Source organism: Streptomyces sp. NPDC107500, from assembly GCF_055582785.1.
Genome location: NZ_JBVJPF010000002.1, coordinates 1,042,341 through 1,057,032, shown reverse-complemented (window position 1 = coordinate 1,057,032; position 14,692 = coordinate 1,042,341). Strand labels below are relative to the sequence as shown.

General features: G+C 70.0%; 15 protein-coding genes and 1 pseudogene. 4 read left to right on the top strand and 12 right to left on the bottom strand.

Going from position 1 to position 14,692, the window contains the following annotated elements:
- Positions 1-18 precede the first annotated feature (18 nt).
- From ACZ67M_RS10745 to ACZ67M_RS10725, 5 genes are all read right to left on the bottom strand, one after another.
- Complete coding sequence (locus ACZ67M_RS10745) at positions 19-486, bottom strand: hypothetical protein (RefSeq protein ID WP_469850540.1); 468 nt, start codon at positions 484-486, stop codon at positions 19-21.
- A 49-nt stretch (positions 487-535) separates the two neighbouring features.
- Positions 536-1,069 (bottom strand): DinB family protein, encoded by a 534-nt coding sequence (locus ACZ67M_RS10740; RefSeq protein ID WP_469850538.1) that lies wholly within the window; start codon positions 1,067-1,069, stop codon positions 536-538.
- 166 nt (positions 1,070-1,235) lie between these two features.
- The gene (locus ACZ67M_RS10735; protein WP_469850536.1) at positions 1,236-2,669 is read right to left on the bottom strand and encodes an amino acid permease; all 1,434 of its coding nucleotides are present in this window, start codon (positions 2,667-2,669) and stop codon (positions 1,236-1,238) included.
- Between the two features lie 158 nt (positions 2,670-2,827).
- A complete protein-coding gene (locus ACZ67M_RS10730) occupies positions 2,828-3,292 on the bottom strand; it encodes a RidA family protein (RefSeq protein ID WP_393558049.1) in 465 nt (154 codons plus the stop codon).
- 55 nt (positions 3,293-3,347) lie between these two features.
- Positions 3,348-4,595, bottom strand: a complete 1,248-nt coding sequence (locus ACZ67M_RS10725) for a MalY/PatB family protein (protein ID WP_469850535.1) — start codon at positions 4,593-4,595, stop codon at positions 3,348-3,350.
- Between the two features lie 81 nt (positions 4,596-4,676).
- Between ACZ67M_RS10725 and ACZ67M_RS10720 the strand changes: the two genes are divergently transcribed.
- The 3 genes from ACZ67M_RS10720 (at position 4,677) to ACZ67M_RS10710 (ending at position 6,216) form a co-directional block, all read left to right on the top strand.
- The gene (locus tag ACZ67M_RS10720; protein WP_271158343.1) at positions 4,677-5,162 is read left to right on the top strand and encodes an Lrp/AsnC family transcriptional regulator; all 486 of its coding nucleotides are present in this window, start codon (positions 4,677-4,679) and stop codon (positions 5,160-5,162) included.
- Positions 5,163-5,233: 71 nt separating this feature from the next.
- Positions 5,234-5,917, top strand: coding sequence for a carbonic anhydrase (locus ACZ67M_RS10715; RefSeq protein WP_469850533.1), 684 nt, complete (start codon positions 5,234-5,236; stop codon positions 5,915-5,917).
- Complete coding sequence (locus tag ACZ67M_RS10710) at positions 5,914-6,216, top strand: sulfurtransferase TusA family protein (protein WP_469850532.1); 303 nt, start codon at positions 5,914-5,916, stop codon at positions 6,214-6,216. Before ACZ67M_RS10715 ends, ACZ67M_RS10710 begins: the two co-directional genes overlap by 4 nt.
- A gap of 94 nt (positions 6,217-6,310) precedes the next feature.
- On the opposite strand, the pseudogene ACZ67M_RS10705 reads toward ACZ67M_RS10710, so the two are convergent.
- From ACZ67M_RS10705 to ACZ67M_RS10685, 5 genes and pseudogenes are all read right to left on the bottom strand, one after another.
- Positions 6,311-7,012 (bottom strand): annotated as a pseudogene (locus tag ACZ67M_RS10705) (GNAT family N-acetyltransferase); the annotation flags it as partial.
- 114 nt (positions 7,013-7,126) lie between these two features.
- Positions 7,127-7,747, bottom strand: coding sequence for a LysE family translocator (locus ACZ67M_RS10700; protein WP_271158339.1), 621 nt, complete (start codon positions 7,745-7,747; stop codon positions 7,127-7,129).
- A 54-nt stretch (positions 7,748-7,801) separates the two neighbouring features.
- Entirely contained in the window at positions 7,802-9,187 is a 1,386-nt protein-coding gene (locus ACZ67M_RS10695) for a DUF3500 domain-containing protein (RefSeq protein ID WP_271158338.1), read from the bottom strand.
- A 481-nt stretch (positions 9,188-9,668) separates the two neighbouring features.
- Positions 9,669-10,337 carry a nuclear transport factor 2 family protein gene (locus ACZ67M_RS10690; protein WP_469850530.1) on the bottom strand — a complete coding sequence of 223 codons (669 nt, stop codon included), beginning with the start codon at positions 10,335-10,337 and terminating at the stop codon, positions 9,669-9,671.
- 8 nt (positions 10,338-10,345) lie between these two features.
- Complete coding sequence (locus ACZ67M_RS10685) at positions 10,346-10,912, bottom strand: flavin reductase family protein (protein ID WP_469850528.1); 567 nt, start codon at positions 10,910-10,912, stop codon at positions 10,346-10,348.
- A gap of 312 nt (positions 10,913-11,224) precedes the next feature.
- Between ACZ67M_RS10685 and ACZ67M_RS10680 the strand changes: the two genes are divergently transcribed.
- A complete protein-coding gene (locus ACZ67M_RS10680; protein WP_469850526.1) occupies positions 11,225-12,433 on the top strand; it encodes an acyl-CoA dehydrogenase family protein in 1,209 nt (402 codons plus the stop codon).
- Here ACZ67M_RS10680 and ACZ67M_RS10675 read toward each other — a convergent pair.
- Complete coding sequence (locus ACZ67M_RS10675) at positions 12,417-13,778, bottom strand: PucR family transcriptional regulator (protein WP_469850525.1); 1,362 nt, start codon at positions 13,776-13,778, stop codon at positions 12,417-12,419. The two genes, ACZ67M_RS10680 and ACZ67M_RS10675, sit on opposite strands and share 17 nt — an antisense overlap.
- 120 nt (positions 13,779-13,898) lie before the next feature.
- A complete protein-coding gene (locus ACZ67M_RS10670; protein WP_361365547.1) occupies positions 13,899-14,579 on the bottom strand; it encodes a GntR family transcriptional regulator in 681 nt (226 codons plus the stop codon).
- Positions 14,580-14,692: the final 113 nt, after the last annotated feature.

Here is a 14,692-nt window from a genome sequence, read left to right as displayed (position 1 = left end):
CGGGCGCGGGCGCTCGGTCTAGATCCGCATCCGGTCGGGGACGGTCCGCACCGTCGGTGGGGAGAGCCCCGACGTCACCGCATCGCGACGCACGTCGGCCGAGGAGGTGCGCGACACGGCACCGGACAGGGCGACCGATGGGACGACCTTGTCCGTGGCCGCCGGGAGGTTCACGTCCGGCTGGGCGGGGAGCACCTTCCGGCACGGCGCCGGGCCGCCGGGTGTCTCGCACTGGGGGGAGTCGGGCCGTGCCGCGTCGACGGTGCCGGGAGCTTCCTCCCCCGCCGACGGCTCCTGAGCGCTCCCTTCCACGGGGGCGATGACGGGCGCCCGGTCCCATGCCAGGGTGACTTCGCCGCTCGCGTGCGCACGCGTCCCGCATGCCCACGCGCTCATCACGAGGAGAAGCGACAGCAGGGCCGTGAGCCCGTGCCGGGCCCGGGTGTGAGGCGGACCCGCGACGGCCGCGCCCGGTCGGCGGGGCACCGGTGTCACCTCGTTCCCGGTCACCACCGGGCCGGCCGCGATCCGCACGTCACAGGCAGGTATCCAGAACGAGATAGCCGTCGATACGGCGGACCTGGTCGGAGTCCGGGTCCGCGGGCAGGGCGTGTCCGAGGTGCTCGGCACGGACCTCGCCGATCCACTGGTCGTGCTGGTACTCGTGGTTGATGAGCGCGGTCAGCAGATGGGTCGCGACGATCGTCATCTGCGTGGGGGCGCCGACCTTGCCGGCTGCGATGTCGCCGATGCGGGCGTGCACCCGTTCGGCGACGGTCTCTCGGTAGTCGCCCAGCCGCCGCACGGTGGGCAGGGCGCCGCGGAACTGCTCCGGGTTGGCGGAGTCCATCACGGCGTCGAGGGCGGGGTCGGGGCTGGGTTCGGCCGCGGTGAGGTTGCGGATCATGAAGTGGGCGACGTGGGCCTGGTGGCCGAGGTGCCAGCCGATGGCGCTGAAGTCCTCGTGCGGGCGCCAGATCACCTCGTCCGGAGTCAGGTCCCGCCACAACTCGTCGGTGTAACTGCGAGCACGGTCGTACTCACGCAACAGCGCTTGCAGTTCGTGCATGACTCCTCTTCCGGGTGTCCGGTGCGGGATGGGCGACGGGAGTTGGGACGTACTCGTGGCAGCGGCCCATCCCGAGCGTCACGGCGGTACGGCCGTCGGCGGCATACCGTCGCCAATGTAGGGAGCCGTTCGGCGGTCCGGTAGGAGCGCAAGCCGAATGGGCTCATCACTGCTCTGTATGGCCCACGGCGATCAGGGGCCGATCGCCGGACGGCTGCCGCTGCCTGCTCTTCCCTGTGTAGAAGGTGTAGGCAGCGAACACGACCGCGACCCAGCCACCCGACACGAGGAGCGACACGCGGGTGTCGGGGAGGACGGCGATGCAGACGAGGACGGCCGCGATGAAGGCCAGGGCAAGGTAGTTGCTGTACGGGTGCAGGGGCATCTTGTAGCGGATGCCGTCCTCCTCGCCGCTCGCGACCTTGGCCTTGCGGAACCTCAGGTGGCTGATCACGATCGATCCCCAGGCGCATATCAGGCCGAAGACGGTCACGGACGAGAAGATCGTGAAGACCTGGTCGGGCATCAGCAGGTTGAGCAGCACACCGGCGGCCATCGTGACGAACACGGCCGTGACCGCCCGGGACGGTACGTTCCTGTGATTGACGGTGCCGAGGAACCTCGGGGCGTTGCCCTGCAACGACAGGTTGTAGAAGGTGCGGCTGTTGGTGAAGACGGCGGAGTTCACCGCCGACAGCACGGCGGTGATGACGACGACGTTCATGACCGTCGCCGCGGCGGGTACGCCGATCCTGGCGAAGACCGTCACGAACGGGCTGCCCGAGCCGTTCAGCGAGGTCCAGGGGAAGACGGTGACGAGGACGGTGATGGCACCCACGTAGAAGATCATCAGCCGCCAGAAGGTCGCGTTGACGGCCTTCGGCATCGTGGTGGCGACATCCTTCGTCTCGCCTGCCGCGATGCCGAGGTTCTCCACGCCGCCGAAGGAGAAGGCGACCATGACGATGGCGAGGAACGCGGCACCGATGCCATTGGGGAAGAAGCCGCCGTGGTCGTGGAGATGGCCGAGACCGATGGCGTTGCCTCCGTTGCCGGCGCCGAAGAGGACCATGGCGAAGCCGAAGAGGATCATCGCGATGATCGCCACCACTTTGATGAGGGCGAACCAGAACTCCGCCTCGCCGTAGAACTTCACCCCGACGACGTTGACGACGAACAGGACGGTGACCGCCACCGCCGCCGTCGCCCAGATCGGCACCGAGGGGAACCAGTACTGGACGTAGTGTCCCAGGGCGTTCAGCTCGGCCGCGGTGGTGGCGAGGAGGAAGATGAAGGCGTTCCAGCCGTTGAGGAAACCGGCGAAGCGGTGGATGTAGCGGTTGGCGTAGGAGATGTAGGCGCCGGAGACCGGCTCCTCCACCGACATCTCGCCCAGCGCCCGCATCACGAAGTAGATCGCGACGGAGGCGACGACGTAGGTCACGATGATGGCCGGTCCTGCGGTGGCGACGGCCGATCCCGAGCCGTAGAACAGGCCGGTCCCGATCGCACCGCCGATGGCGATCATCTGGATGTGCCGGCTCTTCAGATCCCTTTTGAGATCTTCTTTCTCATGGGTTTTCGCGGTGCTGGCGGGCATGTCACTGCTCCCTGACGGAGAGGGTGGTGCTCTGGCGAAGGGACGTGCAGATACACGAACGCCGCAGCAAGAGGGTGCTGCGGCGCACGCCCGTGGCCGGCCACGGGCGCCTGGTTGTGCTTCAGGCCGGAAGACGGCTCCCGGTCACAGGCGCGGTGTCACGCGCAGGCGATGACCGCCTCGATCTCGACCGGGGCACGCATGGGCAGCGCGGCCACGCCGACCGCCGAGCGGGCGTGCTCCCCCGCCTCGCCCAGCACCTCGACGAACAGGTCGGAGGCACCGTTGGCGACCAGGTGGTGTTCGTTGAACTCCGGTACGCCCGCGACGAACACGGTGATCTTCAGCAGCTGCTGGATCCGCGAGAGGTCACCGAGTGCCGACTTGGCCTGGGCCAGGACGTTCGCCGCGCACCAGCGGGCCGCGAGCTGACCGGTGGGGACGTCCAGGTTCTGGCCGAGCAGTCCGGTGGCGACCAGGGCGCCGTCGCGCAGCGGAAGCTGCCCGGAGGTCCGCAGCAGGTGCCCGGACCGCGTGTACGGCAGGTAGTTGGCGACGGACCGGGCCGGCTCGGGCAGGGGCACGCCGAGTTCGGTCAGGTGCTTCTCGATGGCAGATGTCATGGGTGTCCTGTCTTCCGGAGAGTGTGTGCTTGCCGCCAGGGCGAGGCCGGGCGGCTCAGAGGCCCTTGATCGCGGTGAGCAGCCGGTCGACGGCCTCGTCGACCGTGGAGCGGGGACAGCCCAGGTTGACCCGCATGTATCCGTGGCCCTCGATGCCGAACTTCTGGCCCTTGTCCAGCCAGAGCCGTGCCTTGGTGAGCATGAACTTGTCGAGGGACGCGGCGTCCATGCCGAGGTCCCGGCAGTCCATCCACGCCAGGTACAGGGAGTCGGCGGGCAGGACGCGCACCTTGGAGGTGGCGGAGTTGACCGACTCGGCGAAGTGGGCGTGGTTGCCGCGCAGATACGTGAGCATCTCCTCCAGCCAGGGCTCACCGTGCGCATAGGCGGCCTCGGCGGCGACCATGCCCAGAACGTTGACCAGCGGGAACATGTTGCGGTCGTACTGACGGGACAGCTCCGCGCGCAGCCTGGGGTCGGGAACGAAGACGTTGGCGCTCTGCAGTCCCGGGAGGTTGAACGTCTTGCTGGGGGCGGTGCAGGTGATGCTGTTGCGGGCGAACTCCTCGCCGAGCGAGGCGAACGGGATGTGCTTGCGGTCCGGGTTGACGACGAGGTCCTGGTGGATCTCGTCGGAGACGACCAGGACGCCGTGGCGGGCGCAGATCTCGCCCATGGTCCGCAGCTCGTCCTCGGTCCACACGTTTCCGGTGGGGTTGTGGGGGTGGCTGAGGATGAACAGCGTGGTGTCCGGCCGGATGGCGGCCTCGAATATCCGGGCGTCGAAGCGGTAGCCGTCGTCGGTGCGCACCAGCGGTGCGAACGCGAGGTGGCGGCCGTTGAGCAGGATGTCGTCGTGGAAGTGGGCGTAGACCGGCGGCTGGATCAGCACCGAGTCGCCCGGGGCGGAGAACGCCTGCACCGCCGTCTTGAGCGTGGTGATGATGCCGGCGGTCTGCATCACCCAGTCCCGCTCCACCTCCCAGCCGAACCGCTTGGCCTGCCAGCCGGTCACGGCGTCGAGATAGCTGCCGGTGGCGCCGCCGGGATAACCGAAGACGCCGTGGTCCACTGCCTGGTGCAGCGCGTCGAGTACGGCCTGCGGGGCCTTGAAGTCGGTGTCGGCGACCCACATCGGCAGCGGGTCCGCCGCGGCCTCGTCGGGGGTCAGCAGCTGATGGGCGTAGGCCCACTTCATGGAGTTGCTGTTCTTGCGGTCGATGACGGTGTCGAAGACCGATCCGGTGGTTCCCGTGGGGGCGGCCTGTTGTGTCTGGTCGGGGCAGACGGGGTCGGTTTCCATGGCTGGATGCTAGCTATGACTGTGGGCAAAATGTTCGTGAACTTTGCCTCCAGATAGGCAAGCGTGGCTAAGATTTCGAGAATGGATGCCACTGATCGCAAGATTCTTGCCACCCTGCAGGCGGAGGGTCGCATCACGCTCACCGATCTGGCCGACAAGGTCCGGCTCAGCGTCTCCCGGTGCCAGCGGCGGGTCCGCGATCTGGAGGCGGCCGGGATCATCCGCGGCTACCGTGCCGTGGTCGACGCGGCGGCACTGGGGTTCGGGTTCGAGGTGCTGGTCTTCGCCACCCTCAGCCGCCCCGACGCCGTGACGGAGTTCGACGCGGCGCTGGCCGACATCCCCGAGATCGTCGAAGCGCAGCGGCTGTTCGGAGAGCCGGACTACCTGGTCCGCGTGGTCACGGCCGACCTGCCGTCCTATCAGCACCTCTACGAGTCGGTGCTCATTCACCTCCCGGGGGTGCGCAGCCTCAACTCGACCATCGTGATGAAGCAGGCCGTCCACCCACGCCCCCTGCCCGAGCGGCCCTCACGCCAGGGAACGCCGCCCGCTGCCGGCGCCTGAGCGTGATCGACGAATCCGCTCCGCGCACCCCGCTGCTCACGACCGGGGGCTCCGGACGTAACCTGCGGCGCATGAGTGACGCCACCCCGGTAGCCCCGGCCACCCCGCGCGAAGCTTTCGCCCTGCTCACCAGCGGAAACCGGCGCTTCGCCGCGGGCACCCCCCGGCACCCCAACCAGGATGCCGCCCGCCGCGCCGACACCGCCGCCGCTCAGCACCCGCACGCCGTGCTGCTCGGATGCTCCGACTCCCGGCTGGCCGCGGAGATCATTTTCGACCAGGGGCTGGGAGACCTGTTCGTCGTGCGCACCGCCGGGCACATCGTGGGATCCGAGGTCCTCGGCAGCATCGAATACGGGGTGAGCGTGCTGGGCTGTCCGCTCGTCGTGGTCCTCGGGCATGACGCGTGCGGGGCCGTCGCGGCGACCCGCGCCGCCGTGAGGGAAGGTACGACCGCGAGCGGTCACCTGCGGGACGTCATCGAGCGGGTGACCCCGAGTGTGCTGGCCGCGCAGGCGGCGGGCGTGAGCGAGGACGAAGGCTTCATCGCCACGCATGTCCACCACACGGTCGACCTCATCATGGACCGCTCACGAGAACTGGCCGACCAGGTCGCGTCCGGACACGCTGCGGTCGTCGGCCTGACCTATCGCCTGGCCGAGGGCACCGTCCGCACGGTGACGTCCCGGGGCATGAATCTGCTGCCGGACCCGGGCGCAGCATCTGCGACCGCACCTGTGCCGGAGAGCCGATGACCCGCCCGTCCCCTGCCGCCGAGTCCGCCCTGACCGTCGACGGCACCGGCCTGCTGTGCGTCACACTCCTGCTCCGTCTGCGCAAGGAGATCGACGGAGCGCCGGCGGGCACCGTCGTCCACGTCATCGCCACCGACCCAGCGGCGCCGCTCGACCTGCCCGCCTGGTGCCACATGACCGGCCACACCTACCTCGGCCCCGTTCCGGGCGAGCGACCTGTGTACGCCCTGGAACTCACCGACGGTGCCCGCACCACCCGCCCGGACGCCCCGTGGCACGCGCTGGAGCAGGAGCGGTAAGACCTTCGGCGGCGGTTCCGCCTTCCATTCCACGGCCCGTTCCACAGGCGGGAGCCCGATATGCCTGCGGGCGGAGCGCGAGTGGAGGCGGACAGGGGGTGCGGAAGCCCCGGAAGGTCACCCGACGGCGGGTCTTGAAACCGAGTCGCTCGTAGAGCGCGATGGCGCCGGTGTTCGTCTCCGCCACATGGAGGAAGGGCCGGTCGCCTCGCGCCACGATGCGGGCGGCGAGCGTGCTGACCAGATGGCCGGCGTAGCCCCGCCCCCGTGCTTCGGGGGCGGTGCAGACGGCGCTGATCTCGGTCCATCCGGGCGGGCGCAGGCGCTCCCCGGCCATCGCCACCAGGGTGCCGTCGACGCGAATCCCGAGGTAGGTGCCGAGTTCGTGGGTGCGCCGCCAGAAGGGTCCGGGTTCGGTCCGTGCGACGAGGTCGAGCATGTCGGGGACGCTGTCCGGGCCCAGTTCGACCAGGTCGGCGCCGGACCGGACACCGGGTCCGTCCGGGTGGCCGACGCCGGACCAGATCATCTGACGGCCCTCCAGGCTGAAGACCGGCTCCCAACTGGGCGGTGGAGCAGCCGGACAGCTGAACATGTCGGCGAAGGCACCCGGGCCCAGCAGCTCGGCGAGATCGGCCCAGTCGGCAGCGTCCGGCTGTGTGGACACGGAGGCGAAGGTTGCCACGTCCGTGAGGTAGGTGGCGGCCCGGCCGAGGCGGCGGGCCAGACGCGCGTGCCGACCGCCGAGCGACCGGCCCACCGGGTCGTCGAGAACCGGGGCGTCGTCGCTTGTCATCCTGCAGTTCCTTTCCTGGTGACGGCGCGGTCGGGCGGCGGCCAGGACCGTGCCCGTCGGCACTGCGGGCTCACTGGCTCGACGGGGACCGCACCGCCCGGTGTGCTCGGGAACTCAGGGCTGGGTGGTGGCCACCTTCAGCCCGAATCCGATCAGTACGGTCCCGGTGACACGGTCCATGCCCCGGCGCACGGCCGGCTTCTCGAAGAAGGAACGGGCCTTGGACAGGAGCATGACGTATCCGCCGAGCCAGACCGCGGTGAGCATCGCGTGTACGAGGACCAGTAGAGCCATGCCGCTGTGGGCGGACAGCCCGGTCGGGGCCAGTGCCGGGAGCAGACCTGTGTAGAACACGGCGATCTTGGGATTGAAGACGTTGCTGACCAGGCCGGTCTGCCAAGGGTTGCCGCGAGGCGGGGTGAGGGTCGCCGCCGGTGCTTGGGAGCGCCCGCGGCGACTCTGGAGCAGCGCCTGGAAGCCGAGGAAGACCAGGTAGGCGGCGCCGGCCAGTTTGACCACGGTGTACGCGGTGGCGGACGCGGCCAGGACAGCGGCGAGGCCGGCCACCGCGAGCACCCCCCAGACCAGCAGCCCTGCCGTGATGCCGCCCACGGTCCGCAGCCCGTCCTGCCAGCCGGAGGAGACGGCACGCTTGGTCACCACGGCCATGTCCGGCCCGGGCACTACGGTGAGCACGGCCAGGACACCGACCGCGGCCAGGAACTGTATGAGCACTTCCCCAGTGTCACATCCGTCGCGGACGGAGTGGACGACCGGTACCGTCGGGCCTCAGTGGTCGGTCTCCAGGTGCAGTTTGAGCAGGTCAACGCCGTAGTCGCCGCCGTTGGGCGTGCGGATGATGGTGTGGATGTGCTGCTGGGTGGGCGTTCCGCCGCCCATGCCGCCACCGCCACCGGGTCCGCCGCTGGGCCTACCGGTGGGCTGCCCGCTCGGCATACCGGACGGCCCGCCGCTGGGTGCGCCACCGCCGCCGCCCATCTGGGCGTTCTCGCCGTAGGCCAGTGGGGACTGGGCGTCGTACTCGATGAGGACGACCGGGCTGTGCACCCGGTAGTAGAAGGCGGAGGAGTCCTTGGTCTCGCCGATCCAGTAGAAGTACGTGTCGTCGAGGTGCTCCTCCACCTCCTTCATCTTCACCGCGGCGTGGCCGTCGTCCATGTAGCCGACGTAGACGCCGACCAGGTCGAGCAGTTTCTGGCGCTGGGCGGAGGTGAAGTCCTTGGCGGCGAGGCCCTGGTAGGCCAGCTTCAGGTTGTCCTGGCCGGCACCGGCCACCATGTCGGTGCCGCCCTTGTCGTCGGCGGAGATCACCTTCTTGCGCTGTGCCGCGGTCAGGGACCGCAGCAGCGCCAGTCCGGCCTTGGTCTCCGGCTTGAAGAGGGTGATCTTCTCACCGTTGTAGGTGGCCGAGGTCGGCTCGGAGCCCATGAAGGTCGGGGACATGACGACCTGGTCGCCGAGGACGAAGTAGTTGATGGCGACGTGGTGGCCCTCGTACTGGAAGCCCCAGGGCTTGGTCGTGGAGGGGGTGCCCATGAAGGTGAAGTAGTAGTGCCCCTCGGTCAGGGTCTCCTTGCCGCCGCCGTTGTAGTCGCCGAGGAAGGCGTTGAGCTTCATGATGTTGCGGGTCTGGGTCAGTCCGTCGGCCGACAGGGCCTTGCCGAGCAGGGCGTAGCCGAGGTTGCGCTGCTTGTCGGTGAGGTCGCCCATGCGGGCGCCCTCGCGTTCGTAGCCGTCGACGTTGCTCCAGGCCAGCCACTCGTCGTCGTCCACGTCGAACACGCAGGCCCGGCGCACCTTGGTGCTGAGCCCGTCCAGGAACGACTGTGCGGCCTTCACCACGGCATCCGTCGAGACGCCGGTGGAATGGATCGAGAAGAGGTCGTCGACGACGTTTCCGTCGGTGGTGACACCCTTGAAGTCGACGTACTTCACCTCGCTGGCACCAGGACCCATGCCTCCGGCGCCACCGGGCCCACCGGACGGCATCCCGCTCTGGGCGGCACCGGACGCGGAGTCCGTCGCGTTCGACGACCCGGTGGAGCAGCCGGTCATGGTCGCGACGGCGGCGGCGCCGCCGAGCAGCAGCGAACGGTTCATGAACCAGCGGCGGGTGCGCTCGGCGGCGGGGGTACGAGGGTGGTGTGCGTTCATGCACCTGACACTTCTCCATGATCCTTGGCCCCAGGTGAGACCCGCCTGTGAACGAGCCATGAGACAGCGAGACCCCCAGTACGACGGCGTCGATCAGGAGAGCCCGCCCGGTGAGTCGGTGCATGGACATCAGCACGGCCCGGCCCTCACCCGCCATCCGCCGCTTCATCCCCAGCGAGTAGGAGCCGGCCGCCCTGCGGGCCACCGCGGCCAGCCCGACCTCCTCAGCGCATACGCCGAGTCGTGCGTGGGGCCGCATCCCTGACCTTCGGACCACTCGACGGCGGGGACTTGGGGAGCGGTGTCAGAGGCGCAGTCGTGACGCTCATATGACGCTCCGACCCGGTCGGTCCGCTTCGGAGGGCGGGGAAAGGGCACCCCACCTGCGGTTTTCTCCAGGCAGGGAATCCGGACGTGATTCCGATGACGCATCATGTGGAGTGCGTGGCGATTCTGGAGCCTGCGGGCAAGGGGTCCTGACCTACGTTTCGTTGTTTACGTCTCGGCGGCCTTGCGGGGCTCGATGAGACAGCCAGTCGGCCGCCGCCTGCTCGAGTGCCCGGACGGCGCCCGGGCGGTCGTCGCCGTACAGGTCCTGCGCGACGGTGTAGCCGCGGCGGCTAAGGACGTAGGACAGCATGCGGTACGGCCGCCTGAAGCCGGCGAGTTCCGAGGCGGTCACCGTGAGGGGCGTGCCGGGCAGGCAGGCGCTGAGCGTGTCGCGTTCGTAGACGGGGTCCAAGGCGACGATCCGCCAGCCGTCGGGCCGGCGTTCCGCCCGGTACAGGAGGCGGGCATAGGAGACGAGGTCCGCCTCCACGCCCTCAAGGTCGGTGCGCACCTCGATGCCCGCCGGCACCACGGCCAGGGCGCGATCACCGTTGACGTCGACGACGGGTGGGGCGAGGCGGTGGACGGAGACGTCCCCTCGTTCGGCCATCCGCTCGGAGGCCGATACGAAGTCCGGGCCCGTGCCCTGGAACCAGCTGAGGCGGACGCCGCTGTCGTCGGCGAAGCCGCGGCGCATGTCGTTCCACCACCCCCGGTCCCGTGCGTGGCGTTCGTGCAGGACGAGTTGGGCGACGGCCGTGACGTCCGTCGCGGTCGTCGCGCCGCTGGGCCGGGGCGTGGGGTCGTCGCGCTTGGTCACTTGGCTCCTCATGCGTCCCACCAGTCGAAACGCTGGGTGGGGGCGTGCCGTCCGCACGCCCGGTCCAGCCGGGTCAGCCGGCCGCGGTGGAAGACCAGCGGCATGCCCTGCTCCCGCGCCGCGGTCAGGTGGCGCACCCGGCCGACGACCGCGAGGTGGTCGCCTGCCGGGAAGCTCTCCTCGACGTCGCACTGGATCCAGGCCACCGCTCCGTCGAGGCGAGGCGCGCCGTTCGGGGCCGGCTGCCAGGTGCAGGAGCTGAAGCGGTCTCCGGTACGGCCGGCGAACGCGCCGCACACCTGTTCCTGGTCCTGGGAGAGCACGTTCACGCAGAAGGTTCCGGCCGCGACGAGCGCGGCGGCGCTTGCCGAGTGCAGGCCGGCGTAGAAGACCACCAGGGGCGGGTCGAGCGAGACGGAGGTGAAGCTGCCGACCGTGACACCTACCGGTCCTTCCGGTGTCGTGGCCGTGACGACGCTGACTGCGGTGGGCACCTGGCCCAGCACACTTCGGAAGGTCGCCGCGTCGGCCGGGTCGGCCGACATCTGTGGGGGAGTGGCGGTGGGTGCGGGCACGGCGACCTCCTGATGTGGCGATACCGGATCGCCCGTGGGCCACGGCCCCCGGAGCGATGCCGGCGCGGGTTTCCGGTCAGTGAACCGGGGGTGGCGTCCGGACGGCTTGGGTTGGGCGGTCAAGCCGTCCGCCGCTGTTTGCGCCGGCGGCGCAAACAGCGGCGGTCTTGTCCCGCCGGCCCAAATCCGCGCGGCGTTTCTGCGGTCCCGGACCCAAGACAGCGCCACGGAGGTGGCGTGGAATCCCGGCAAGGGCGCCCTCGCCGAAGAGGCGCGTCACTCGCATCGAGCCGCACAGCGCCGGAGGAACCCATGACGACGACCCCAGCCCTTTCGCACCGCACGGGCACGGAGGACGAGACCCTGCCGGCGAGGGCCGCCGCGCTGGTGCCGCTGCTGCGTGCCAACGCCGCTCGCACCGAGGAAGGCCGCCGGGTGGTGGACGAGAACATCGAGGCCCTGACCGGGGCGGGACTGTTCCGGCTGACCGTGCCGAAGCGCTTCGGCGGCCACGAGGCGGATGTCCGGACGTTCCTCCAGGTCGGCTCGGAGCTGGCCCGCGGGTGTGCCTCGACCGCCTGGGTGGCCACGCTGGTCAACGTGTGCAACTGGATGGTCGGCCTGTACCCCGAGCGTGCGCAGCAGGAGGTGTGGGGGGCCGACCCGCACGCGAAGGTGTGCGGTGTGCTGGCTCCGAACGCCACCAGCAAGGCGGTGGACGGCGGTCAACTCGTCAGCGGCCGGTGGGGTTTCGCCTCGGGCAGCCTGCACAGCCAGTGGGCGTCGCTCGGCATTCCCGTCGTCGACGCGTCGGGCACGCAGACAGACCAGGGCGCCGCGCTCATCCCGATGGAGGAACTGACCCTCGAGGACACCTGGTACGTGGCCGGCATGCGCGGCACGGGCAGCAACACCCTCGTCGCCGACGAGGTGTTCGTGCCCGACCACCGCATCCTGTCGGTGACGCAGGCCGTGCAGGGGAACTACGCGACCGAGCACAAGGACGAGACGCTGTACCGCTCCGCGCTGGTGCCGGTCCTCGCCCTGGTGCTGGCCGCACCGCAGGTCGGCATGGCCCGCGCCGGGATGGAGGTCGTCACGGGGTCGCTGGCCAAGGGGAAGGGGATCTCCTACACCTTCTACGAGCGGGCCGCGGACTCGCCCTCCACGCAGATCCAGCTCGCCGAGGCGGCGCACCTGATCGACACCGCCGAACTGCACCTGATGCGGGCCGCCGGCGACATCGACGACTGGGCCGCCAAGGGCGAGTACATGCCCTTCACCACCAGGGCCCGCGTGCGCATGGACACCGGCTACGTGGCGAGGCGTTCACGCGAGGCGCTGGACCTGCTGCTGAGCATCCAGGGAGCCGGCAGCTTCGCCGAGGTCAGCCCGCTGCAGAGGATCTGGCGGGACCAGGAGACGGCCGGCCGCCACGCCGTCATCAACCCGGCGATCGCCACCGAGCTGTACGGCCGTGCCCTGCTGGGCATCGAGGAGCAGGTCACTCCGCTGATCTGAACGCGGTTCCACGACGGGAGGTCGCATCATGTGTGTCACCGGACACGGGTCTCAGCACGGCGCCGCCCAGCACGTGCGCGGCTTCGAGCGCCGCCAGCACGTCCAGGATCCGGGTGCCGAAGTCGTGGCCGACGAGCTCTTGGGCGCGCTTGACCCGGTAGGTGACCGTGTTGCGGGCCACGTGCAGCCGGGCCGCGGAAGCGGTCAGGCTGCGCTCGTCGCGCAGGTAGTGGCGCAGTGTCTCCCTGAGCTGCTCCATGTGCGGGCTGTCCACCGCCAGTGGCCCCAGCTCGTCGCGCACGAAGCTGCGGATCGCGGGCAGGTCGGTGGAGAGCAGGGACGCCACCGCCACGTCCGGGTAGTCGAGCACCCGCGCCGTGCGCGGGTTGAGGCGCATCACCCGTGCCGCGTACTGGGCTTCCTGGTGCGTCTGTCGAAAGCCGGACATCCCGGCCCGCACGCTTCCGCAGGCGACGCGCACGTCCGGTGGGAGCTGCGGCTCGGCCCGCTCGGCCTCTTCTTCCGCGGCGGACGGGCTGCCCCAGGCCCAGAGGCTGGTGCGGCCCGTGGGGATGATGACGCTCACCGTGCAGCCGCGGTGGCGCAGGAAACGGGCCGCGGCCTGCTGCAGTTCGGTGGTGGGGGCCGTGATCTCCGCGTCGCTCCAGGCGACGAACGCCAGATGGTGGCCGGCCAGCGGGTAACCCAGGCTCTGGCCGGCGGCTTCCTCCTGCACCGGCCCGCCGTCGAGGATCATCCGGGCGGTCTCCTCGCGGGCGGCCGCTCCGCTGGTGACCCACCGGTCGTGCTCGGCCAGGTACTCGGCGGTCATCCGGGAGGAGAAGTCGTCGACGAGGCCGAAGAGCCTTTCCGAGATGCGCCGGAACTGCCGGGCGTGCTCGGCGGGCGGTACCAGCTCATGGCAGGCGCTCATCAGGGCGCGCACCAGTTCCGCGTGGGCGAGCCGGATGCCGCGCAGTACGTTGCCGAGGCCGATGCGGCGCCGGGCGAACTCCCGGTCGCCGAGCAGTGCTTCCTCGGTGACGAAGTCGCCCGCGCCCGGGTCTGCCAGCAGCATCAGGGTGCGAAGCACGACCGACTCCGTGCCCATGCGCAGGGTTTCGAACTGTCCGGGCCCGTCACCCAGCTCGGGCACCTCCTGCACGGCGATGTGCGCCAGGTCGTATCCGACCCCCACGGCCCAGGCCACGGGGCCCGTTCCGAGCCGGCCGGTCGCCTCCGCCAGGCTGTCCGCCGAACTGGCCGGGGCGTGCGCGGATGCGGAGGTGTGGGGGCCGAGCGCGAGGATCCAGTCGGTGGGATCGCTGTCCCGAAGAGCCGTCATGACGCCGTCCTTGCCGTCGTGCCATCGGCGTGTGCCGCTTTCCCGCCCCCTGGTCTTCCCGTTCTCCCCGGTGCGCCTCCCGCCCAGCATGACGACCGCCGGGCGCCTGCGCACGGCGCGCTACGCCGACGCCGGCTCGTCGTTCGCGATCACGGCGCGCAGGGCTTGGGAGGTGCGGTCGATGTGGTGGGCCAGCAGTGCGGCCGCGCCGTCGGCGTCCCTGGCCAGAACGGCGTCGACCAGCTCCCGGTGCTCGCCGGCGACGTCGCGGTCGAAGTCGTGCCCGACGGGCCGGGACCACCGGCGGTAGAGCGTGGCCGCGTCCCGCAACCCGAGCGCCGCGGTCAGCAGGCGGGCGTTGCCGCATCCTTCCAGCAGAGCCTGGTGGAATTGTTCGTGGACGGTGAACCACTCGCTGTTCATCGCGCCGTCCGGCAGCAGGGCCGGAGTGCTGGCCAGGTGATGGTGGGCCGCGACCACGGCCGCTTCCCACTTGATGTCGCCACGGGTTGTCGCGTGGCGCAGCACCATCGTCTCGATCGCGATCCGGGCCTCGGTGAGTTCGTTGAGGTCGTCGAGGGACACGGTGACGACGCTGAAGCCCTGCTGGGGCGCGGCGAGGACCAGCCCCTGCTCCGACAGGCGGGTCAGGGCCTCGCGGACGACGGACTGGCTCACCGAGAACCGCTGGGCCAGCTCGACCAGTCGCAGTCGCTGCCCGGGATGCAGATCGCCCTGGAAGATCTCCTCGCGAATCCGGGTGTAGACCGTGCCGGCCCGTGTGGGCTTCTCACTCGCCATGAGCAGGCACCTTACCAGGAAAACGACAGTGGCAGAAAATATCGTTAATCTATTGCTCTAACGCCAGGGCGAGTGAAGACTGCACTGAAGGCACCTGGCACGACACAGCAGGA